This window comes from Chryseobacterium sp. 6424 (assembly GCF_003692615.1).
Lineage (GTDB): Bacteria > Bacteroidota > Bacteroidia > Flavobacteriales > Weeksellaceae > Kaistella.
This window is the reverse complement of sequence record NZ_CP023540.1, coordinates 147,892-169,507: the sequence shown is the minus strand read 5'-3', so window position 1 is coordinate 169,507 and position 21,616 is coordinate 147,892. Positions and strand designations below refer to the sequence as shown.

Here is a 21,616-nt window from a genome sequence, read left to right as displayed (position 1 = left end):
TAGTAATAATGAATAACCTGTTATCAAATTAACTCATGACCTAAATTCAAGTATTATGGCAGAAGAAAGACAACGCTACAGTGACGCTGATTTGAAAGAGTTCAAAGAACTGATTCAACAAAAAATAGATAAAGCAGAAAAAGACCTCATGCTGATCCGCGAAAGCTTCATCAACGACCAAAACAACGGTACTGATGATACTTCGCCCACCTTCAAAGCATTCGAGGAAGGCGCAGAAACCTTAAGCAAGGAACAGAATGCAATCCTTGCCGGACGCCAGGAAAAGTTCGTGCGCGACCTTAAGAACGCCCTGATCCGTATTGAAAACAAAACCTACGGAATTTGCCGTGTAACTGGTAAACTGATCGGTAAAGACCGACTGAGGGCTGTACCACACGCTACCCTAAGCATTGAGGCGAAAAATCTGCAACGCTAATATCCTCACAAAAAATTTATTAGGTTTATGATGCAACTGACAATCAACCGCATTATAAACCTATTTAATTAAAAAAGACAGGCAGTTTTGGAGGCCATTCTCATCCTTGCGGCAGTCGCTATCATTTTTCTTTTCTTTAGAAAACGTATCCGACGGAGTACTTCCGGAACGGTGAAAAAGTACGTGAGTCCCGACGATCAGTTTAACGCTGAAAGAAGGGAAAGAGAACTCGAAATTGACCGACTGTTAGGAAAAATGAGCGAAAATGGCACGGACGACCTAACGCCGAAAGACAAAAAACGCCTCGAAGAACTCTCAAAAAAAATTAAATAATGGAATCATTAATCGTTCATCCCAAAAACCAGATGGAACTGAACGCGCTGAAAAGCGTGATGAAAGATATGGGAATACGGTACGAAAAATTTCACACCAGAAATACCAAAAGCCAGAGCAGCGCACCGCGCACCGCTCCCAAAACACCTAAAAACCACAAAGACAAACCCAAGAACGAACAGTAATGAAGAAGATCGCACTTATTACCTTCATCATTCTGTTGGCCGATCAATTGTCTAAATTTTACATTAAAACCAACTTCCACCTTGGCGAAAGCGTGGATGTATTACCGGGCTTTAAGCTCACCTTTGTAGAGAATCCTGGCATGGCTTATGGCCTGCATTTCGGGGGCCTTTTAGGTAAGTATGCGTTGGTAATCCTCAGGATCTTCCTTATTGGCGGGATGATCTATCTCTTCCGGAAGTGGCTCAAAGAAGGTATCCATAGCAATTACCTGCTGATCCCAATGGCCATGATTTTCGCGGGTGCCATCGGAAATCTTATCGACGGAATGTTTTACGGACTTATTTTTGACAGCGGCACCATGTACGACGAATCAGTAAACCGCTGGATTGATTATGGTGGGATATCTAAAGTAGTACCTTTCGGCGAGGGATATTCGCACTTCATGAAGGGCTGCGTGGTCGATATGCTGCACTTCCCGCTGGTAGATTGGTGGGTACCCGAAAGCTGGCCGATCATTGGTGGCAAACATGTTGAGTTCTTTAGATACATTTTTAACATTGCAGATTCTGCCATTACCGTTGGGGGGCTACTGCTGTTAATCTTTCGCAAAAAAGCGTTCCCGGAAGGGTTCGATCTATAAAAATCACTTACCAATCCCCGAAATCACCCGGGGATTTTTCATTCGCTGAATAATTGCTTATTTTTGTGATTACCGCTGGTTTACAAACTTATTACAACATATATGTCAAGAATACTTACAGGCATACAGTCTACAGGCACACCACATTTAGGCAACCTGCTGGGCGCCATCATCCCCGCCATTGAACTTTCTAAAAAAACCGAGAACGAATCTTTCCTCTTCATCGCCAATCTGCATTCTTTAACACAGATTAAGAACGCCGAAGAACTTAAACAAAACACCTACGAAATCGCAGCGGCCTGGCTTGCCTGCGGTCTTGATACAGAAAAAACATTTTTCTACAGGCAAAGCGACATCCCGGAGGTATGCGAACTTTCATGGTATCTTTCATGTTTTTTCCCCTATCAAAGGCTTACCCTCGCGCATTCCTTTAAAGATAAAGCCGACCGTTTAGAAGATGTAAATGCCGGGCTTTTCACCTATCCGGTACTGATGGCCGCTGATATTTTGCTTTACGATGCCGAAGTGGTGCCAGTGGGCAAAGACCAACTTCAGCACCTGGAAATGGCAAGAGACATGGGCGCCCGCTTCAATCATCAGATGGGTGAGGTATTTGTGTTACCGAATGCTGAGCTGCAGGAAGACACGAAATATGTTCCTGGTACGGACGGAAATAAAATGTCGAAGTCAAGAGGCAACATCATCAACATTTTTCTGCCGGAAAAACAGCTGAAAAAACAGATCATGAGCATCGAGACAGATTCTAAGAGCCTGGAAGAACCCAAAGATCCTGCAACCGACAAAGTTTTCGCGATATACAAACTTATCGCTTCCGCGGAGCAAACGAAAGAGCTTGAACAGAAGTATCTTGCCGGAAACTTTGGCTATGGCCACGCGAAAACTGAACTGCTGAATTTGATTTTAGATAAGTTTAAAAAAGAGCGCGAAAGCTATACCTATTATCTGGAAAACCTGCCCGAACTAGAGGCTAAACTGCAACAGGGCGCCGAAAAAACCAGGGAAATTGCAGCCAAAACACTGGCACGTGTGAGGGCCAGCTTAGGCGTCTGAACATGGGGCTTCGCAAGGGTATATAAAAACATACGTACGTTTCATGAAACGTACATATGTTTTTGGTAAAACGTCCGTATGTTTTTAGTAAAACGTGCGGACGTTTTTTATCCGTTCATTAGAGCAAGTGCTTAATTTCAGTCAGATGTTTTATTACCTGCACGTCTTCAGCCTCATAATTATCTTGAAATACATCGAAGAAAATAACCTGCAAACCGAAGGATTTCGCGCCTTCTATATCGGCGATCCAGTCATCACCAATCATCATGCTCTCTCCTTTTATTGCGCCGGCTTTCTTTAAGGCATAATCGTAGATTTCGGGGTTTGGTTTCCGAACATTTATTTCATCTGCGCTGGTAATGGTCTGGAAGTAATTCTTAATGCCAGAAAGTTCGCATTTCCTGTACGTCACTTCCTCGAAACCGTTGGAAAGGATGTGCAGTGTGTAACCTTTGGCCGAAAGATATTCCAACAACTGGAAGGCGCCATCTACCAGGTCATTATAATTAAGTATCTCATCAAGAAAATTACGTTCAAAGGTGTCGGCGAGCGCCTGGTCATCAATCCCAAAGAAAAGTAGCGAATCGTAAAAGCGGTGCGCGCGCAGGTATTCTTTATCAATTTCGCCATCGCGGATCTGCTCCCAAAGCCGTTCGTTTATGGTAAAATATTCTTTATGGAACTCTTCGAAGGGCAAGCTGTATTTTTTATATACGTCTTCTCTTTTATAGATGTCTTTTAGGGTAAGATAAGCGTTCCGGCGGTGGTCCCAAAGGGTATTATCGAGGTCAAAAAAAATGTGCTGAATTTTCATACAGCACAAATTTAGGGAATTTAAATTTTAGTTCTTCGCAATCACCTCGCTCTTATAGGGCGTTTTGAGGATTGCGATGCTTTTTGAGAAACGAAGCAGGAAATCAACGGTTTGCTTTTTGGGTTTCAAAAGTTTTTCGTTTAAGGTGTCATTTTTTTTCATAGGCAATGTGTCATTTACCTAAAAAACGAAAAAACCTTTAAAATATTATTACCGCGTTAAAATTATGCGGTGTTCTTCCATGATCTTGCGTAGGTTGATGAGGGCGTAGCGCACGCGGCCCAAAGTGGTATTGATACTGCTTCCGGTATGATCTGCAATTTCCTTGAAACTTAGCCCATCGAAAAAGCGGAGTTTGATGACTTCTTGCTGGTTCTCTGGCAGATACACCAACATCCTTGTAAGGTCATCCTTTATTTGTTGGCTAATCAGCCTTTCTTCAATATTTTCTTCTTTGCCTGCAAGTAAATCGAAAATAGAGAATTCATCGTTCTCATAAGATGTTTCGGAGACTTTGACCTGCTTGGCTTTTAGCCTGAAATGGTCTATAATAAGGTTATGGGCGATTCTTTTTGCCCATAGGATGAATTTGCCTTCTTCGTTATAACGCCCTTCCTTCAGCGTAACGATAATCTTCATGAAGGTATCCTGAAATATGTCGTTCGCCAAATCTTCATCCATCAATTTATAGAAGATGAAAGAGAAAAGGTCTTTTTGGTGTCTCTCAATGAGTATGGCGAGGGCTTTTTCGCTGCCACTTCGGTATTCGGAGATCAACCGGCTATCTGGTTGTGTGTTCATGACTTTCTTCTGTTTTAACCCAAAACGGTGTTCCGGCGCGGGCCGGTGTTGATTGTAAGTATTAAGTAAGAAGTAAAAGTTTTATCCGATAGCGATTGATTTAACGATTGTAAAATTAAGCAAAAAGTTAATACTTTGTTAATATTTATAAATATTTCATATAAATATATTACTCTGCCAGGTCCTGTAGCATCACCAACGGTAAATTGATGGTGAAATTAAAATTGAAGCCTTTCAGTTCTTTACCATTGATCCCTTGTTTATCGAAAGAAAATGCATAACCGCCCGTAAGGTCTATCAGCCCGAGTAGCGTAACCCCTATCTTTGGAGCGATATATTTGGTAGTCACCTCCGTGCCGGCCAAAAAATAATAGGAATGATAAAGATCTACATTTCTTTCAAAATTCAGCAGGATGTCCCCCTGTAGTTTTGGCAAGATGGCAAATTCGCCGTTAGAAGAACCCATCAATGCGGCTGCACCCAGCCGATATACTACATCATCTGTCTTTAAAAAAAGTAACCTGCCGCCCACTTCGCCAAAACTCATGTTCTGGTAAGCATATCCTGCATGTACCAACTTGTGCACGGTAAGCTGCGCCTTGCTCAAATTACTGAAACACAACATCATAAACGCCAAAACTGCAATAATGTTCTTCATAAGTTAGATTAAGAATTGGTGGTAAAGTTAAAAAAAACTGCTTTACCTTTTGATAAAGCAGTTGGTTTTTCATTATAATGCGAAAGCCTGTTTGATATCATCTACACGGTCGAGTTTCTCCCATGTGAAGAACTCCAGGTCCTTGACGGTTTTTTGATTGTGCTTACCGATATTAAATGTTTTATCGGCTACATAATAATTACGGCCCATATGCCCATAAGAAGCTGTCTCCTGATAAATAGGGTTCCTGAGTTTCAAATTCTGTTCAATGGCATAAGGTCGCAAATCGAAAATCGTTTTCAATTTTTCGGCGATTTCACCATCGGTAAGGTTTACTTTTGAAGTTCCGTAGGTCGTCACGAAAAGCCCGCAGGGTTCTGCCACACCAATCGCGTAAGAAACCTGTACCAACACCTCATCTGCCACGCCTGCCGCGACCAGATTTTTTGCGATATGGCGTGTAGCGTAGGCTGCGCTGCGGTCAACCTTTGATGGGTCTTTCCCCGAAAAGGCGCCACCACCGTGGGCTCCTTTACCACCGTAAGTGTCAACGATGATTTTTCTGCCGGTAAGACCGGTATCGCCATGTGGCCCACCGATTACGAATTTGCCGGTCGGGTTGATATGGTACTTGATCTGATCATTAAAGAGTGCCTGTATCTCAGGTTTTTGTGCTGCCCGAACTTTCGGGATCAAGATATCGATGATGTCTTTTTTAATTTTCTCAAGCATGGCCTGCTCGCTGCCGAACTCATCATGTTGGGTAGAAACCACGATAGAATCTATCCTGATCGGTTTATGATCATCAGAATATTCAATAGTCACCTGTGATTTCGCGTCAGGTCGAAGATATTGTATCGCTTCATTCTCACGGCGTAATTTGGAAAGCTCCCGTAGGATGGTGTGTGCCAGATCCAGTGCCAGCGGCATATAATTATCCGTCTCATTGGTAGCATAACCGAACATCATGCCTTGGTCACCGGCACCTTGCGCGTTGGCCTTGGTTTCGAAATCGGCATTTTCATCTACACGGTCCACCCCCTGATTGATATCCGGGCTTTGCTCATGAATAGCGGAAATTACGCCACACGAATCTCCATTAAACATATATTCGCCTTTGGTATAGCCAATTTCGTTGATGACTTTACGGGCAATATCCTGAACATCCAGGTAAGCATCTGATTTTACTTCACCGGCAAGCACTACCTGACCTGTGGTCACCAGGGTTTCGCAGGCTACTTTCGATTGTGGGTCGTAGGCCAGGAAATGATCTATCAGCGCATCGGAAATCTGGTCAGCAATTTTATCCGGATGTCCTTCGGAAACCGATTCGGACGTAAATAAATAGGACATATTTCTTTTGTTTTTTTTAGTTAAAAATAAAGGAAAGCTGAGGCACAAAAGAAACTAAAATAGAAAATCTGTTTTAGCATTTTTTAGCGAGGTTGCAATCAGCTCAAATTTTTCCTCATGATTAGTCCGCAAATTTACAGAGTATTTCATTAACCGCAAAATTATTTTGCAATTCCACTACTGCGGTTTTACCCCTGTGTAATCTTCCGGGCTTTTATCGTAATTAAGTTTTCCTTTGAGGGATTTTTTAATAGAAGCGGCCATTTCATCCAGGATTTTCTGCTTGTAAGTTGGCTTATAGTAAATCATGCTGATCTCGCGGAACGGAAAAGGCTTCCGGAAACGCATTATCTTTTCCTTCTGCTGGGCTGAAAGCTGCGGAACGGCCAACTCCGGGATGATGGTAAGTCCCCCTACCTTGTCCACCATTTGTATCAAGGTATTGATGTTAGAAGCCAAGAAATCGAGGTTTTTAGGTTTTAGCGAATTTTCCTTCAGCATACAGATGTTTTCAAACTGGGTACGCAGGCAGTTACCTTCCTCTAAAAGCCACACTTTCGTGCTGTCAACATCCTCCGGTAGTACAAAAGTATCTTTAGAGACTTTTTCGGAAGAGTAAATCATCAACTCTTCATTAAACAGAAACTGCTGATAAAACTCTGAAGCCGCATCGTAAGGCGTAGAGATGATCCCGGCGTCCAGTTCCCCCGATTTCAGCGCCTTAATGATGTTATCGGTAGTCATTTCCTTTACGCTCAGTTCGATTTTGGTATTCTCCTGAAGGAAAGAGAAGATCTCTTCCGGCAAAATATAACTTGAAGTCGTAGGAATGATGCCTAAATTAAGTTTTCCTGCCAGTACGTTATTCAGCAAGCTGGCTTGGTTCTTCAGATCATTTACAGCATCTATCACCTGGCGCGCCTTCTCAATCAACTGAATACCTACATCAGTGGTACGAATTGGGTGTGTGGTGCGGTCGAACACCTTCACATCAAGTTCATCCTCGAACTTCTGTATCATCGCGCTCAGCGTAGGCTGCGTAATGAAACACGATTGGGCGGCCTTGCCGAAATGCTTATACTTATCCACCGCGATAAGATATTCTAATTGCTGAATATTCATTTAATTAAGTTTATCTATGGCAAATTTAAGTGTTTTATCTATTTTAAATCCAAAGCGGATGTTATTCTGTTACAATTAATTAAATTTGTTCGATAATTCTACTGTTATGGATCATAACCAATTCAAAACCCCTATAAATCCTACTGACGCACCCAATAACCAGCCGCTACATCAGGCATATATGCAAAACCACCTCGTGAAACAGATACAAAAAAAGTCTCCCGGGCGTTACCTGAGTACCAAAGGCAGCGGTGCTTACGGCAAATTTACCGTAACCCAGGACCTAAAGAAATATACAAGCGCCAAACTCTTTTCTGAAATAGGGAAAGAAACCAAAATATTCGCACGTTTCTCTACCATGTTGGCAGAAAAAGGCAGCGCTGATACCGAACGCGACATCCGCGGTTTCTCCCTGAAATTTTATACAGAAGAAGGCAATTGGGATTTGGTAGGCAGCAGCAGCCCAGTTTTTTATGTAAAAGAACCTTCAAACTTCGCGGCCTTCATGCAGTCGCACAGCCGTGATCCTCGCACAAACCTTAAAAGCGAAACCGCACGTTGGAACTTCTACAGCACCCATCCAGAATCGCTCCATCAACTGCTCATAAATTCATCGGATCGCGGGATTCCCTTTGGTTATCGCCACATGAATGGTTACGGCACCCACACTTATGCCTTTATAAATGCTGCAGGTGAACGCTTTTGGGTTAAATTCCATTTTAAACCAAAGCAAGGGACCAAAAATTTTACCGGTGCTGAAGTTGATAAAACAGACTTTGCCCAGCAAGACCTGGTACATGCTGTTGATACCGCGAATTATCCCAGATGGACCCTGTTTATACAAATAATGACCATGGAAGAGGCCAATGGATATCGCTGGAACCCCTTTGATGTCACCAAGGTTTGGCTGCAAGATGATTTCCCGCTCATCGAAGTGGGCGATCTTGAACTGAATAAAATCCCCGAGGATTATTTCTCTCATGTAGAACAAGCTACTTTTTCACCGGGCACGATTGTTCCGGGTATCGGATTTTCACCGGATAAGATGCTACAAACGCGTATTTTCGCTTATACAGATGCCCACCAGAACCGCACCGGCCTGCACGCAGAACAACTACAGGTCAACAGAAATCCTTACATACAACCATCATATTTCGCCAGCGAAATCTCACATGCTGCGTTAACTACTTTCACCAGTTATGACCATGAGGACGATCATTACACCCAACCCGGCCTATTTTACACCAAAGCGCTTACCGATGAAACACGCGCCATATTAGTGGAAAACATTATAAAATCTATGAAACAGGTGAGTGGCCCCGAAAAACACTCAATCATCAACCGCCAGTTATGTCATTTTTTCAGAGCCAATATCGAGTTGGGTATGAAGATCGCCATGGGACTACAGGTGAATATTGATGCAAATATGATGAGCCATACCATGAATCAGTTATAAGTAAACACCCAAAGTGGAAAAAAATTGCTAATTTGCAAAATTGAATATTTCTTAACGAATATGAATTACAACAACATCCTGATAGAGAAAGAGCAGAAAATTGCTACAGTCATCATCAACCGACCGCAAAGCCTTAATGCATTGAACGCAGAAACCATCCGCGAATTAAGCCATGCTTTTGAAACTTTAGAGACCGATACAGAGATACGCTGCATCATCCTCATAGGTCATGGGGAAAAATCTTTCGTCGCAGGTGCTGACATCAAAGAATTTTCGGATTATGGTACCGCGGCAGCCGAAGAACTGGCCCGAAACGGACAAAACATCCTTTTCAATAAAATAGAAAACCTTCGCAAACCCGTAATCGCTGCAATAAACGGCTTCGCATTAGGCGGCGGACTCGAGTTGGCGATGGCCTGTCATATCCGATATGCGTCTGATAACGCAAAACTGGGACTTCCGGAAGTAACACTTGGCCTTATCCCTGGTTATGGGGGCACCCAGCGTTTGCCGAAACTGGTAGGCAAAGGATTGGCCAACGAAATGATATGCTCCGCCAAAATGATTCCGGCTGCACGTGCGAAAGAGATCGGGCTCGTAAACGAAGTTTTTAGTCAGGCAGAACTTCTGGATAAATCAAAAGAATTGGCACTCGCTATTTCACAAAACTCGCCAATGGGCATTTCAAAAGCCATCGCTGCGATTAACCAATATGATACAGCACAAGGTTTTGAAACAGAAATTAAATCCTTCGGTGAACTCTTCGAAATGAATGATAAGAAGGAAGGCGTAGCCGCTTTTCTGGAAAAAAGAAAACCTTCATTTTAATATAAGTAAGCAATTTTATTTGGAACCTACAAAATTTGACTTGGCCTACCTGAAAATGGCCACGGAATGGGCCAAACTTTCTCACTGCAAAAGAAAAAAAGTAGGCGCATTAATCGTAAAAGACCGCATGATCATTTCCGATGGATACAATGGTACGCCCTCTGGTTTTGAAAACTGTTGTGAAGATGGCACCGGTAAAACCCACTGGTATGTGCTGCATGCAGAGGCTAACGCTATACTGAAGCTTGCCGGCTCTACCCAATCCGCTAAAGACGCTACACTATATCTTACCCTTTCGCCATGCAAGGAATGCAGTAAACTCGCGTTGCAGGCTGGGATAAAGAAGATTGTGTACATTGATGATTATTCGGATAATTCAGGTATCGAATTCCTGAAGAATCACGGCATCAGGATATTAAAGATTTCGGCGGACCAATTACTTTAACCAAGAAAAACACAAAGCCATGATTACCTGGGATGAAAAAATAAAAGACTTTGAAAACTTCCTGAAATTTGAACGGAATTTTTCTGACAACACCCTTGATGCCTATCTGCGGGACATCCGTAAACTGCGCGACTACGCCGAGGTGATGATCGACAACACTGGCCCACTTGAAATCACTTACGAACATATACAGGAATATCTCTTCCAGCTGTCGAAACAAAAATTCAGTGAACGCTCGCAGGCACGGTGGATATCCTCCATTAAAGCTTTCTTTAAATATCTGGTAGAAGACGAAGCCCGCGAAGACAATCCCACCACCCTTCTTGAAAGTCCCAAACTGGGGTTATACCTGCCAGATACGTTAAGCTTCGATGATGTGGAAAAAATCATAAAGGCCATCAATATCTCCACCGATTTAGGACGCAGAAACCAATGTATGATCGAGGTCTTATATGGTTGTGGCCTGCGCGTTTCTGAACTCATCGACCTTAAGATTTCAAACATCAATTTCCGCGAATCCTATCTGAAAGTCGACGGGAAAGGGGATAAAAGCAGGTTCGTGCCTTTAGCCGCATATACCGCAGAACTTATTAAAACCTACATCACTGAGGTAAGATCGAAATATAAAATCAACAAAAAGTGTGAAGACATCCTGTTTTTGAACAGTCGCGGCTCCGCCATGTCCCGCGTCATTGTCTTTATCATCATAAAGGAACTGACGGAAAAAGCTGGCATCAATAAGAAAATCTCGCCACATACCTTCCGGCATTCATTTGCCACTCATCTTTTGCAAAATGGCGCGGACTTACGCTATATCCAGGAAATGTTGGGCCACTCAAGCATTACCACTACCGAAATATACACGCATCTGAAAAACGAAGAACTTCGGGATGTGATCCTGAACTTCCATCCGCGCAACAAAGTTTATGAATAATCTTACTTACTGTGCAAAATGCGGCAGACAAAGCCTGCTGTGGGACGGTGTATCAAAATGGTCGTGCCGGAACTGCGATTACGTATTGTACCATAATGTAGCCGGCGCCGTAGCGGTCATTATATCCTGTGGAGACGAAATCCTGCTCACCAGAAGAAATCAGGAACCTAAAAAAGGGAAACTAGATTTGCCGGGCGGATTTACCGATCCTAAAGAAAGCGCCGAGGAAACCTGCAGCCGCGAAATCCAGGAGGAACTTAGAATAAAAATCAGGCCAGAAAAATTTAAATACTTAAAAAGCCTGCCTAATATTTACGAATATAAAGACATCGTTTACAACACGTTAGATTTGTTTTTCAGCACTGAAATAGCTGAGAAAGCAGCCTTGACGCTGGAGGAATCAGAAATCACAGAAGTCCTCTGGCTTAAACCTGAAGATTTGTCCATTAAAGAACTCGCCTTTGAATCTCAGCAAACTTTCTTTCAAGAATATCTTCAAAACCGGAGAAAGACAAGGCAATAACCTGATGAAAGGCGTATTTTTGCATTATGAATCACACAATCGCCTCCCAAATCATTTACGAAGACAATCACCTGCTGATTATCAACAAAAAAGCGGGCCAGTTGGTGCAGGGAGATAAAACCGGCGATGAGTCTTTGCTTGATCTCATCAAGAATCATATCAAAAAAAGGGATCAGAAACCCGGAAATGTTTTCCTGGGCCTTGTTCATCGGATTGACCGCCCGACTTCCGGACTTGTGATTTATGCTAAAACCTCTAAGGCACTGACGCGGCTCACGCAGATGGTGAAAAACCGCGAAATCCAGAAAACTTACTGGGCCGTGGTTAGTAAAAATGAGATTCCCGCCAGCGGAAGGCTTGTGCATTACCTGCAAAAAAACGAAAAGACGAATAAGGCCACGGTTTTCATAAAACCTACCGACAATGCGAAGGAATCTGTCCTGAACTATCAGATCCTTAAACAACTCGATAATTTCCAACTGCTCGAAATCGATCTGGAGACCGGCAGGCATCACCAGATCCGCGCGCAACTTTCAAAAATCGGTGTGCCCATCAAAGGCGACCTGAAGTATGGCGCTGCACGTTCAAATCCTGACGGTGGAATTCATCTGCATGCCAGGAAGCTTCAGTTCGTGCATCCTGTGACTAAAGAAAGCATCGAGATTATTGCACCCGTTCCCCAGAACGATAGTGTTTGGCTAGCCTGCGAGCGTATTGCTCAGGGAGAATAACTTTGTACAAAAAGATGCAAAATTTTAAAGAAAGATTAAGATAAATTGATTTATTGTGATATATTGCAGGAAAAACAAACTTTTTAAACATGAAAAAAAAATTTCTTTACCTAACTGTATTCTGCATAGGATGGGTAAATGCACAAAATGTAGGCATCAACACGCAAGATCCTAAATCTACCCTTGACATCGTAGGCGCTCCTACGACTGCTACCTTACCAGACGGAATCATCGCACCACGAATTACGCTCGCGCAACTAAATGCCAAGACAAGCTACGGAACCAACCAGACCGGCGCGATAGTTTATGTAACCGATGCCGCAGGCGCTACCACTACGCCGACTTCGCAGGTAATTACGAAAGGATATTATTATTTTGATGGAACCGTTTGGAAATCTTTGGAGCCAAAAGCCGGCTCTGTGATATTTACAGCTTCATTAGGTACCGGCAACGGAGGTAATACTGCCGCAACTATTGCTGCAGGTGCGTTCAATACCGTTCCGTTGCCAAATGTTACTAAAAACATTGGCAATGGCACGTGGAACAGTACTGCAAATACATACACCGTACCTGTAAACGGTACTTATCTGATAAAATCGACCGTCAGACTTACCGACGGCAGTGCCCAGAGAAACATTTTCCAGGCAGTTCACACTTCTAATGTTGATACGCCTGAGGGGATTTGGCAGACAAACTACACCCTTCAGACTGGCACCAAGAGGTGGACCATGCTTTACAAAAGGGTAGCCTATTTCAATAAAGGCGACGTACTCCGCCTGTACATCTATTCGGATGGCGAACAAGCAACGCTGTCTGATGCGTCTCTTAACATTGCGCTAATAAGTACGAACTAAAAAATAACCTTTGTTTTAACAAAATGTCCATGGGGTTCCCTTGGGCATTTTTTTTATTTAAAATGATTGAGTAACATCCTATCTAAAAATAAAAGCCACACAAAATTTGCATGGCTGTTTCTAAGTTTCGATAAAGGCTGAATTTATCGCAAGTCATCGACCGTGCACAGCTCCACGATTTAACTCATACAAATTACGGCATTTGATTGAGCAGGCCGCCGTCATCTTTTTTCTCCTGATTCAGCATGTTCGGCGCTTCTTTTGCCAGTTTGTTTCTGGTCGGGATTTTATAATTGACTGAAAATCCGAAGTTCCTGCTGTCAAATTTATTCATCAAAACCACATTTGGCTGGGCTGCGACCGAGCGGAAAGACATTTGCTGTCCGTTCAGAATATCATTTGCAAATAGGGATACGCTCAACCGGTCTTTCATGAATTTCTTCGAAAGCGTAACATCAACATTGTTCCCGACAGGATTCACCGTCTGGAAATAATAGTAATTCGCATTGCGCGGGATCAGGAAATAATTGATGGAAAGTTTGACATCTTTAGGTAAGATGAACTGCGAATTGAGATTCAGCATCAGGAATCCTTTCGTGTCCACATCGGGCAGAACATGCTTTTGGTAAGCCGCATACACGTATATGAAATTGATCTTATCAGGATTGAAATTGAAGTTCATGATCTCCTTTAATGGCGTCGAAAAGATCATCAAAGGAATCGGCAAACCGACATTGAAATTGTGCACGGTGAGTTCCGAGATGTTTTCCTGGCGGTTTCTGATGAATTCATTTTCAAGGCCCGTCACAGGATCTGTCACCTTTTCGCGCGTCACAAGCTGCATCACCTGGTTCTTCGCATTGCTGACGCTGTAGCCGATAAACGCGTAATCGAACATCGAAACTTTCACTTCATAATTGTCGAAGATTGTGGGTTGCAGATTCGGGTTTCCTGTGGTGACAGTGTTTCCGTTCTGGTAAACGCTGTTGTTCGGATTCAGCGCCGAGATGCTTGGAAGCGTAATTTTCCTGTTATAATTAAGCGCGAAATACACTTTAGGGATAAAATTATACTGTACGCTCGCGTTCGGGAAGAACTGGAATTTGTTGAACGGAATCAAATCCTTTTCCACCAGATTTCCGCCATTGTCGTAAGCTCGGGAGATGCCGGAAATATCATAATTTTCAGCTCTCGTACCTAAAATGAAATCGAATTTTTTGAGTTTTGTCTGAAACTCCAGATACGTGGACGCCGTTTGCCGTTCGTAGTCGAGATTGGTAATGCCTTCGCTTTCGGTAGTGAAATTCTGAATATCGAACAACCCACCGAAACTGATCTTGCCTTCATCCAGAATGTTCAGCGGTTGTGAATAATCTACTTTAAAAGTCGAAACGTTCATTTCAGAATTATTCTGCAGTACCGCAACATCCTGCAGGCGATTGATTTGCTCAAACTCTGACGACGAATTGCTTAGGTTATACTTAAAATCCAGTTTTTTATTCTTATCAGCGAACCTTTTTTGGTAAGTGGCTACGGCTTCATGACGGACATTAAAGGTGTTCGCATCGTCTTCGGTCTGGAAAGGTGTGCCGAAATAGCGCCCGGTACTGGATGTAAAGTTATCGTTATTGTTGTGGTAGATATCATAGTTCAGCAAAAGACGGTCTGACGAGATATCAAAAGTCATGGCAGCTTTGGCAAAATAGCCGCGGCGGCGGCCATCAGTTCGCGTTGTAGAAAGATCGTCAATAGTCGCAGACATCAGGTTCTCACGATAGCTTTGGCCTATATTGAGCTGCCAGCCGAAATACCTGTTCTTTGCATTTAAACTTAATGAATTATTGGTGCGGTTTCTATATTTGTCATAATTGGTAAAACTGTAGTTCCCCGAGTAAGTGGCCGAAAGGTAATTTCTGGCGGTTTTCGAAGTAATGATGTTTAAGATCGCACCACCCGAAGTCGCCGGAAACTCTGCGCCCGGCTGTGTGATGATCTCGATACGCTCCACGGAGTTGGCGGGCATACCTTCCAAAAAACCGTTCAGCTCGTTTGAAGTGATATTCAGTGGGCGGCCATCCATATAAACATCGAGGATCTTGCCCTGATACATCATTCCAGCAAGATCTGTTACCACAAGGCCCGGAAGTTTCTTCACACCTTCCATCAGCGACCCGGAGTTCAGTTGTGGCTGCTCCGAGAAATCGAAAATGGTACGGTCCGCTTTCTGTTCGACGGTTTTCTTAGCTTTAACTACGGTAACTCCTTCAATATTGGTTTCTCTGTCTGTTTTGGGTTTCTCCTGTGCATAAGAATTTAAAAAGGTAATGGTAGAAAGAATTACGAGTGATTTTTTCATTGATAAAAAGATAAATTGCTAAATGATTATCCTAATAAGACCACCAAACTTCCACTTTGTTACAGATACACAAAAAAACCGCCTAGTAAATGAGCGGTTTAGTTATCAATTGCATGGCATTACCCATTCTTCTTCGCTTCCTCTGCGATAAGATTCAACGCAGAACCTGCACGGAACCAGCCAATTTGCTGCTCATTATACGTGTGGTTCGCAAGAACTAAATCTTTAGTACCGTCTGCATGTACAAACTCCAGCGTCAGAGGTTTGCCGGGTGCAAACTGGTCCAGATCCAGGAAGTTGATGGTGTCATCTTCGAAGATTTTATCATAATCATCAGGGTTATTGAAAGTAAGTCCTAACATTCCCTGCTTCTTAAGGTTGGTTTCGTGGATTCTCGCGAATGATTTTACCAAAACCGCACGAACACCTAGATGTCTTGGCTCCATTGCGGCATGTTCACGTGATGAACCTTCACCGTAGTTCTGGTCACCCACTACTACAGAAGCAATTCCGGCTGCTTTGTATGCTCTGGCCACATTCGGTACCTCATCATATTCACCTGTTAAAGTATTTTTTACTTTATTGGTTTCCATGTTATAGGCATTGATGGCGCCAATTAACATATTGTTAGAAATATTGTCAAGGTGACCTCGGTATTTCAGCCATGGGCCTGCCATCGAAATATGGTCGGTAGTACATTTCCCGAATGCTTTGATTAAAAGTTTGGCTCCGGAAATATTTTGACCGTCCCATGGTTGGAATGGTTCAAGCAACTGAAGTCTGTCCGAATCAGGATTTACCACTACCTGAACTTGAGACCCGTCTTCAGAAGGTGCCTGATAGCCGTTATCATCTACATCAAAGCCCCGTGGAGGTAATTCAAAACCTTTTGGCTCATCAAGTTTGATCTGCTCACCGTTCTGGTTGGTCAAGGTATCAGTAATCGGGTTGAAATCCAAACGCCCGGATATGGCAACTGCGGCTACCATTTCTGGCGAAGCTACGAAAGCGTGCGTATTCGGGTTACCATCAGCTCTTTTCGCGAAGTTTCTGTTGAAGGAGTGGATGATGGAGTTTTTCTCGCCTTTTTCAGCACCTTCACGGTCCCACTGGCCGATACATGGTCCGCAGGCATTGGTAAAGATTCTGGCTGATTCAAATTTTCTGAAGGAATCTAAAAATCCGTCACGCTCAGCTGTATATTTCACTTGCTCAGACCCTGGGTTAATCCCCAGAATCGCTTTTGGCTTCACGCCTTTAGCTACGGCATCTTCTACAATGGAAGCGGCTCTGGATAAATCTTCATAGGAAGAATTGGTACAAGAACCGATCAGTGCCCACTCTACATCAAGTGGCCAGCCGTTAGCTTCTGCCTTCTCTCTGAACTCGGAAACTGGCGTAGCCAAATCCGGTGTGAAAGGGCCGTTAAGGTGTGGCGCAAGCTCATCAAGGTTTATTTCAATTACTTGGTCGAAGTATAGTTCTGGGTTAGCGTAAACTTCGGCATCACCTGTTAAGTGTTCCGCAATCTTATCCGCTTCGTCCACTACGGCTTGTCTTCCGGTGGCAGCCAAATATCTTCTCATAGAGTCGTCGTAACCGAAGGTAGAAGTAGTGGCGCCAATCTCTGCACCCATGTTACAGATGGTTCCTTTGCCGGTAGCGGAAAGGCTTTCTGCGCCTTCACCAAAATATTCTACGATGCAGCCAGTCCCGCCTTTTACGGTTAGGATTCCGGCTACTTTTAGGATGACATCTTTAGCGGAAGTCCAACCGTTAAGTTTACCGGTTAATTTAACACCAATCAGTTTTGGCATCTTAAGTTCCCAAGCCATACCAGCCATTACGTCCACAGCATCAGCACCGCCAACACCGATGGCTACCATCCCTAATCCACCTGCGTTTACAGTATGAGAGTCGGTACCAATCATCATTCCGCCGGGGAAAGCATAATTTTCGAGTACTACCTGGTGAATAATCCCGGCGCCCGGCTTCCAGAAACCGATACCGTATTTATCACAAACGGAACTCAGGAAGTTGAATACTTCTGAATTTTTATTGATCCCTTCCTGTAAATCTGCCTCTGCGCCTACACGTGCCTGGATAAGGTGATCGGCGTGCGCGGTGGAAGGCACGGCCACTTTCGGTTTGCCGGCCTGCATAAACTGCAATAGTGCCATCTGCGCGGTAGCATCTTGCATCGCTACACGGTCTGGCGCGAAATCTACATAAGAACTTCCACGTTCGTGTGCTTGTGTAGCATTGCCTTCCCAAAGGTGGGTGTAAAGAATTTTTTCGGATAAGGTAAGCGGCTTGCCCACTACTTCGCGTGCTTTCGCGATTCTTTCGGGGTAGCGTTCATATACCGCTTTGATCATATCAAAATCGAATATCATATCTATAATTTTTTTTGATTTTTTTTGAGAACTCAAATTTACAAATTTTTTACTTTCAAATATGACTTTAATCATTTAGAATCGTTATAAATGCGATGGTATAAATCTATGATTTCAGGGGTGATTTCTACGGAATACTAGGGTTATGTTTTAATTGATTATTTTTCTGGCATGAAAAGTTGTTTTTTCACTGCAAACCAATGGATGGGGATTATCGCAATCACGCTAGTCATCGCGGTGTATTTCATTTTCGATCCCTCCACTGGTTTTTTTCCGGCGTGTCCTTTTTTAGCAGTGACCGGTTATCAATGCCCAGGCTGTGGGGCGCAGCGTGCCTTACATGCCTTGCTTCACCTGCATATCCGGGAAGCTTTTGTTTATAATGCGCTGTTGGTCATCGCAATACCGTATTTTTTTGCGTTATATCTATTCAGTTATGGAACGTTAAAGCGAAAATTCCCAAAAATGCATGCATTACTTACAGGATGGAAAACGCTTTTACTCTTGTTTGTTATCATCGTGGCGTTCGGTGTACTCCGCAATTTTTAAAACCTTAATTTTGCACATCATTTTTTGAAATCGATTCTTATGAAGTTGCTCATCTGCCTATTCAGTCTGGTTTGTGTTTTTGGTACTGCCCAAAGCAAAAATTCAAATAATAACATACAGAAACCGGCTGTAAGAACGGCACCTGTAAAAGATTTATTAAAAATTAATGATAATATCCCAGCACTTATCCCACAGAAAAGCAAGGGGAAGTTCGGTTTTATCAACCAAACCGGAAAAGTCGTGATCCCGCACATTTACAGCAATGTAGGCTTCTTTGCTGAGGATTGTAATCTACTTCATTCACCAAATATTAAAATCCAGAAATTCGGTACCAACAAATACGCATCCGTAAGGCTGAATGGTATTGATTACCGCATCAATGAAGCCGGCACACGCGTCTATCAGTTTAAAAACAGCGATCTAGGCAAATGCAGCCCAGAATTTAAAAGCCAGTTATTCCATGGCTATGTGATGAACAATATGTACGGCGTCATTGAAGACTCAAAGTTCGAGAATCCGGGCGATTACCGGCAGTTCACCATTTATCCGCAATACGATTATCTGCACATTCTGGAAGGTGACGACCTACAGAACCCGATGATCATCGCATCGAAAAATAACCGTTTTGGTGTGATCGATGTGCGCAACAACATCATCATCCCTTTTGAATACAGCGATATCAAAAGAAATTTCAGCTGGAAGCTGGCTAAACTTTTTGAGGTGACTAAAGACGGGACCCACTATTATTTCGTGGATGAAAATAATAAAGGTTATTAAGAAATTATCATTAAATTCGTGGCCTGAAACTAAAGGGGTGCTGTAAAAAGCTGAGATTATACCCAATGAACCTGGAACAGGTAATGCTGTTTAGGGAACTTTGTAAGTGTACCGATATGTCGTTTACCAATGTTGTGGCATTGTTAAATTAAAAAAGGTCATACTTTTTAATCGCCCCTTTTATTCAATTAATATTAAAAAAAATTAAAAGAATGAAAGGATTTTTTATTTTAGGCCTTTTCGCAGGGCCACTCTATCTGGCGCAGACGCAAGCGCAGGACACGTTGAAAATTCATGAAATCGAAAGCGTGAATTTCACCCGAAGATTACCGGTTTCCAAAGAAATCATCAACGTTGAAAAAGACCTCGGCAACAGGAATCTAGGCCAGGACCTACCCATTTTATTAAAAAACCAGACCTCTGTAATTTCTACCTCAGATGCGGGTAACGGCATAGGATACACAGGTTTGCGCATACGCGGCGTGGGTGGAAACGGCATCAATGTAATGATGAACGGCATTCCGTACAATGATTCGGAATCCCAGGGAACTTTTTTCGTAAATGTTCCGGATCTCACCAGTTCGGCTTCACAAATCATCATTCAGCGCGGTGTAGGGACATCTTCTAACGGAGTTTCTGCCTTTGGCGCGAGTGTCAACGTGATTTCTAAAAATCCGGAGGAGAAGTTTTATATAAAATCCGACAACAGCTACGGATCGTTTAACACCTATAAATACTCCGCCGAAATCGGTTCCGGTAAATTCTGGAAAGACCGGCTGTCATTGATGGGGCGTTATACCCACATTCATTCTGACGGATATATCGACCGGGCTTTTTCTGATCTTAATTCTTACAACTTTACCGCGCTTTTTGAAGAAAACAGAACCAAAATCCGTTTGATGGCGTTTGGAGGCAAAGAAAAAACATACCAAGCCTGGAACGGAATCGATAAAGCAACTTGGGAAACCAACCCAAAATTCAACTATTCCGGGGCGATCTATGATGCGAACTGGGAAAATATTATTGGTTTTTATGATAATGAAACCGATAATTACCGACAAAATCATTATCAGCTTTTGTGGGAACAGGAACTGAACGACCGTTGGAATATGGAAACCACTTTCCACTACACCAAAGGCAAAGGTTATTACGAAAATTATAAGCAAGATGCTAAATTTTCAAAATACAATCTTCCCAATATTTTCCAAACCGGTACCGAGATTAAAAGAAGCGATTTCATCAGAAAAAAATGGTTAGATAATGATTTTTATGGAGTAGTTTCAACTTTATACGGGAAATTTGAAAACTTGGATTTGAATTTCGGATTGGTTGGTAATCAATATTATGGGCGTCATTTTGGAAATGTGACGGGCGTGTATTTCCCACAAATCGATGAACATGAATATTACAGAAACAATTCGCTGAAAAATGAAGCGGCGGGATTTGCGAAATTTATCGTTACAAAAAACCGTTTTGAGTTTTTCGGGGATTTACAACTCCGAAACATTTCATACAACACGAAGATCTTGCTCCAAGGCGATGATGAAGGCCAAAATTTAGATAAGAAATGGACTTTTTTCAACCCGAAAGCAGGCATTAACTATAAGATTGAAGCCGGTAAGATCTTTATTTCTGCCGCTGTGGCACACCGCGAACCCAACCGCGATGATCTTTTTGCCAACCCTGAGACTGAGGCCGAAAAATTATATGATTTCGAGGCGGGGATCGAGAAACGCATGGGCGACTTCTCATTTACCGGAAACATTTACTACATGAATTACGCAAATCAACTTGTGCTGAGCGGGCAAATTAACAATATCGGCGAATTCATCCGCGTGAACTCCGGGCGCAGTTACCGTCTGGGGCTAGAACTGGGTGCGTTGGCGAAACTTTCCGCTAAATGGAATATTTCCGGAAACCTGACTTTAAGTAAAAATGAAAACATCAACTTCCGCTATGAGACGGATGAAGGCATTGTAGAGGTAGGCGACACCCCGATCTCATTTTCACCGGCTACCATCGCGAATTTATCGGTGAATTTCACACCAAACAATAAATTGAGCTTATCACTTAATAATCAATATATTGGGAGACAGTTTTTAGACAACACCAACAACCCAGACTTTCGGCTTGATGATTATTTCCTGACTGATCTAAACATGAAATACAGCGTACCGTTTAAACGCACCGTAATTGATTTTAAACTTCTAATTAATAACATTTTAAACCAAAAATACATTAACAATGGATATGTGTATGATGGTCCGGTATATTTTTCCCAGGCTGGTACTAATTTTCTTTTTGGGGTAAGCGTACATATCCTGGGGAGTAATTATAAATAAATCAATGGAAT

At 42.8% G+C, this 21,616-nt stretch carries 23 protein-coding genes and 1 riboswitch; of the genes, 15 read left to right on the top strand and 8 right to left on the bottom strand.

What is annotated here, in order from left to right; translation table 11 throughout:
• Positions 1-55 precede the first annotated feature (55 nt).
• From CO230_RS00845 to trpS, 5 genes are all read left to right on the top strand, one after another.
• Positions 56-436 carry a TraR/DksA family transcriptional regulator gene (locus tag CO230_RS00845; protein WP_122026885.1) on the top strand — a complete coding sequence of 127 codons (381 nt, stop codon included), beginning with the start codon at positions 56-58 and terminating at the stop codon, positions 434-436.
• Between the two features lie 87 nt (positions 437-523).
• Positions 524-769, top strand: a complete 246-nt coding sequence (locus tag CO230_RS00840) for a DUF6576 domain-containing protein (RefSeq protein WP_122026884.1) — start codon at positions 524-526, stop codon at positions 767-769.
• Positions 769-954 (top strand): DUF2683 family protein, encoded by a 186-nt coding sequence (locus CO230_RS00835; protein ID WP_122026883.1) that lies wholly within the window; start codon positions 769-771, stop codon positions 952-954. Before CO230_RS00840 ends, CO230_RS00835 begins: the two co-directional genes overlap by 1 nt.
• Positions 954-1,595, top strand: a complete 642-nt coding sequence (locus CO230_RS00830; RefSeq protein ID WP_122026882.1) for a lipoprotein signal peptidase — start codon at positions 954-956, stop codon at positions 1,593-1,595. Before CO230_RS00835 ends, CO230_RS00830 begins: the two co-directional genes overlap by 1 nt.
• A 102-nt stretch (positions 1,596-1,697) precedes the next feature.
• Positions 1,698-2,666, top strand: a complete 969-nt coding sequence (gene trpS, locus CO230_RS00825; RefSeq protein ID WP_122026881.1) for a tryptophan--tRNA ligase — start codon at positions 1,698-1,700, stop codon at positions 2,664-2,666.
• Positions 2,667-2,784: 118 nt separating this feature from the next.
• Here trpS and CO230_RS00820 read toward each other — a convergent pair whose 3' ends face one another.
• The 6 genes from CO230_RS00820 to CO230_RS00800 all read right to left on the bottom strand — a co-directional run bounded on the left by CO230_RS00820 (position 2,785) and on the right by CO230_RS00800 (position 7,414).
• Positions 2,785-3,480 carry a YjjG family noncanonical pyrimidine nucleotidase gene (locus CO230_RS00820; protein ID WP_122026880.1) on the bottom strand — a complete coding sequence of 232 codons (696 nt, stop codon included), beginning with the start codon at positions 3,478-3,480 and terminating at the stop codon, positions 2,785-2,787.
• A gap of 27 nt (positions 3,481-3,507) precedes the next feature.
• The gene (locus tag CO230_RS12500; RefSeq protein ID WP_262601854.1) at positions 3,508-3,642 is read right to left on the bottom strand and encodes a hypothetical protein; all 135 of its coding nucleotides are present in this window, start codon (positions 3,640-3,642) and stop codon (positions 3,508-3,510) included.
• A 48-nt stretch (positions 3,643-3,690) separates the two neighbouring features.
• The gene (locus CO230_RS00815; protein ID WP_122026879.1) at positions 3,691-4,281 is read right to left on the bottom strand and encodes a sigma-70 family RNA polymerase sigma factor; all 591 of its coding nucleotides are present in this window, start codon (positions 4,279-4,281) and stop codon (positions 3,691-3,693) included.
• Between the two features lie 169 nt (positions 4,282-4,450).
• Complete coding sequence (locus tag CO230_RS00810) at positions 4,451-4,939, bottom strand: hypothetical protein (protein WP_122026878.1); 489 nt, start codon at positions 4,937-4,939, stop codon at positions 4,451-4,453.
• Positions 4,940-5,011: 72 nt separating this feature from the next.
• Positions 5,012-6,292 carry a methionine adenosyltransferase gene (gene metK / locus CO230_RS00805; protein WP_122026877.1) on the bottom strand — a complete coding sequence of 427 codons (1,281 nt, stop codon included), beginning with the start codon at positions 6,290-6,292 and terminating at the stop codon, positions 5,012-5,014.
• 177 nt (positions 6,293-6,469) lie between these two features.
• A complete protein-coding gene (locus tag CO230_RS00800) occupies positions 6,470-7,414 on the bottom strand; it encodes a LysR substrate-binding domain-containing protein (protein WP_122026876.1) in 945 nt (314 codons plus the stop codon).
• Positions 7,415-7,520: 106 nt separating this feature from the next.
• Between CO230_RS00800 and CO230_RS00795 the strand changes: the two genes are divergently transcribed.
• The 7 genes from CO230_RS00795 (at position 7,521) to CO230_RS00765 (ending at position 13,185) form a co-directional block, all read left to right on the top strand.
• On the top strand, positions 7,521-8,870 hold the full coding sequence (locus CO230_RS00795) for a catalase (protein ID WP_122026875.1): 1,350 nt from the start codon (positions 7,521-7,523) through the stop codon (positions 8,868-8,870).
• 60 nt (positions 8,871-8,930) lie between these two features.
• Positions 8,931-9,698 carry an enoyl-CoA hydratase-related protein gene (locus tag CO230_RS00790; RefSeq protein ID WP_122026874.1) on the top strand — a complete coding sequence of 256 codons (768 nt, stop codon included), beginning with the start codon at positions 8,931-8,933 and terminating at the stop codon, positions 9,696-9,698.
• Between the two features lie 19 nt (positions 9,699-9,717).
• Positions 9,718-10,143, top strand: coding sequence for a deoxycytidylate deaminase (locus CO230_RS00785; protein WP_122026873.1), 426 nt, complete (start codon positions 9,718-9,720; stop codon positions 10,141-10,143).
• A gap of 22 nt (positions 10,144-10,165) precedes the next feature.
• A complete protein-coding gene (gene xerD / locus CO230_RS00780) occupies positions 10,166-11,077 on the top strand; it encodes a site-specific tyrosine recombinase XerD (RefSeq protein WP_122028832.1) in 912 nt (303 codons plus the stop codon).
• On the top strand, positions 11,070-11,600 hold the full coding sequence (locus tag CO230_RS00775) for an NUDIX hydrolase (protein ID WP_122026872.1): 531 nt from the start codon (positions 11,070-11,072) through the stop codon (positions 11,598-11,600). The genes xerD and CO230_RS00775 overlap by 8 nt, the downstream gene beginning before the upstream one ends.
• Before the next feature lie 26 nt (positions 11,601-11,626).
• Positions 11,627-12,331, top strand: coding sequence for an RluA family pseudouridine synthase (locus tag CO230_RS00770; protein WP_122026871.1), 705 nt, complete (start codon positions 11,627-11,629; stop codon positions 12,329-12,331).
• Between the two features lie 89 nt (positions 12,332-12,420).
• Positions 12,421-13,185, top strand: coding sequence for a hypothetical protein (locus tag CO230_RS00765; RefSeq protein ID WP_122026870.1), 765 nt, complete (start codon positions 12,421-12,423; stop codon positions 13,183-13,185).
• A 193-nt stretch (positions 13,186-13,378) separates the two neighbouring features.
• Here the strand turns inward: CO230_RS00765 and CO230_RS00760 are convergent, their stop codons facing one another.
• Complete coding sequence (locus CO230_RS00760) at positions 13,379-15,541, bottom strand: TonB-dependent receptor domain-containing protein (RefSeq protein ID WP_122026869.1); 2,163 nt, start codon at positions 15,539-15,541, stop codon at positions 13,379-13,381.
• 119 nt (positions 15,542-15,660) lie between these two features.
• The gene (locus CO230_RS00755) at positions 15,661-17,937 is read right to left on the bottom strand and encodes an aconitate hydratase (RefSeq protein WP_122028831.1); all 2,277 of its coding nucleotides are present in this window, start codon (positions 17,935-17,937) and stop codon (positions 15,661-15,663) included.
• 171 nt (positions 17,938-18,108) lie between these two features.
• Between CO230_RS00755 and CO230_RS00750 the strand changes: the two genes are divergently transcribed.
• The 3 genes from CO230_RS00750 (at position 18,109) to CO230_RS00740 (ending at position 21,605) form a co-directional block, all read left to right on the top strand.
• Entirely contained in the window at positions 18,109-18,486 is a 378-nt protein-coding gene (locus tag CO230_RS00750) for a DUF2752 domain-containing protein (protein WP_122026868.1), read from the top strand.
• A gap of 39 nt (positions 18,487-18,525) precedes the next feature.
• Complete coding sequence (locus tag CO230_RS00745) at positions 18,526-19,263, top strand: WG repeat-containing protein (protein WP_122026867.1); 738 nt, start codon at positions 18,526-18,528, stop codon at positions 19,261-19,263.
• 23 nt (positions 19,264-19,286) lie between these two features.
• Positions 19,287-19,379, top strand: a riboswitch (TPP riboswitch).
• A gap of 96 nt (positions 19,380-19,475) precedes the next feature.
• Positions 19,476-21,605 carry a TonB-dependent receptor gene (locus CO230_RS00740; protein WP_122026866.1) on the top strand — a complete coding sequence of 710 codons (2,130 nt, stop codon included), beginning with the start codon at positions 19,476-19,478 and terminating at the stop codon, positions 21,603-21,605.
• The last annotated feature ends 11 nt before the right edge of the window (positions 21,606-21,616 follow it).

What these genes read in the sequence shown, in the direction of transcription:
- CO230_RS00770 (WP_122026871.1), top strand. Translation starts at nt 11,627, where the DNA reads ATGAATCACACAATCGCCTCCCAAATCATTTACGAAGACAATCACCTG.
- CO230_RS00835 (WP_122026883.1), top strand. Translation starts at nt 769, where the DNA reads ATGGAATCATTAATCGTTCATCCCAAAAACCAGATGGAACTGAACGCG.
- CO230_RS00765 (WP_122026870.1), top strand. Translation starts at nt 12,421, where the DNA reads ATGAAAAAAAAATTTCTTTACCTAACTGTATTCTGCATAGGATGGGTA.
- CO230_RS00775 (WP_122026872.1), top strand. Translation starts at nt 11,070, where the DNA reads ATGAATAATCTTACTTACTGTGCAAAATGCGGCAGACAAAGCCTGCTG.
- CO230_RS00755 (WP_122028831.1), bottom strand. Translation starts at nt 17,937, where the DNA reads ATGATATTCGATTTTGATATGATCAAAGCGGTATATGAACGCTACCCC.
- CO230_RS00815 (WP_122026879.1), bottom strand. Translation starts at nt 4,281, where the DNA reads ATGAACACACAACCAGATAGCCGGTTGATCTCCGAATACCGAAGTGGC.
- CO230_RS00845 (WP_122026885.1), top strand. Translation starts at nt 56, where the DNA reads ATGGCAGAAGAAAGACAACGCTACAGTGACGCTGATTTGAAAGAGTTC.
- CO230_RS00800 (WP_122026876.1), bottom strand. Translation starts at nt 7,414, where the DNA reads ATGAATATTCAGCAATTAGAATATCTTATCGCGGTGGATAAGTATAAG.
- CO230_RS00750 (WP_122026868.1), top strand. Translation starts at nt 18,109, where the DNA reads ATGAAAAGTTGTTTTTTCACTGCAAACCAATGGATGGGGATTATCGCA.
- CO230_RS00740 (WP_122026866.1), top strand. Translation starts at nt 19,476, where the DNA reads ATGAAAGGATTTTTTATTTTAGGCCTTTTCGCAGGGCCACTCTATCTG.
- CO230_RS00790 (WP_122026874.1), top strand. Translation starts at nt 8,931, where the DNA reads ATGAATTACAACAACATCCTGATAGAGAAAGAGCAGAAAATTGCTACA.
- CO230_RS00810 (WP_122026878.1), bottom strand. Translation starts at nt 4,939, where the DNA reads ATGAAGAACATTATTGCAGTTTTGGCGTTTATGATGTTGTGTTTCAGT.
- trpS (WP_122026881.1), top strand. Translation starts at nt 1,698, where the DNA reads ATGTCAAGAATACTTACAGGCATACAGTCTACAGGCACACCACATTTA.
- CO230_RS00795 (WP_122026875.1), top strand. Translation starts at nt 7,521, where the DNA reads ATGGATCATAACCAATTCAAAACCCCTATAAATCCTACTGACGCACCC.
- CO230_RS00760 (WP_122026869.1), bottom strand. Translation starts at nt 15,541, where the DNA reads ATGAAAAAATCACTCGTAATTCTTTCTACCATTACCTTTTTAAATTCT.
- CO230_RS00830 (WP_122026882.1), top strand. Translation starts at nt 954, where the DNA reads ATGAAGAAGATCGCACTTATTACCTTCATCATTCTGTTGGCCGATCAA.
- metK (WP_122026877.1), bottom strand. Translation starts at nt 6,292, where the DNA reads ATGTCCTATTTATTTACGTCCGAATCGGTTTCCGAAGGACATCCGGAT.
- CO230_RS12500 (WP_262601854.1), bottom strand. Translation starts at nt 3,642, where the DNA reads ATGAAAAAAAATGACACCTTAAACGAAAAACTTTTGAAACCCAAAAAG.
- CO230_RS00820 (WP_122026880.1), bottom strand. Translation starts at nt 3,480, where the DNA reads ATGAAAATTCAGCACATTTTTTTTGACCTCGATAATACCCTTTGGGAC.
- CO230_RS00745 (WP_122026867.1), top strand. Translation starts at nt 18,526, where the DNA reads ATGAAGTTGCTCATCTGCCTATTCAGTCTGGTTTGTGTTTTTGGTACT.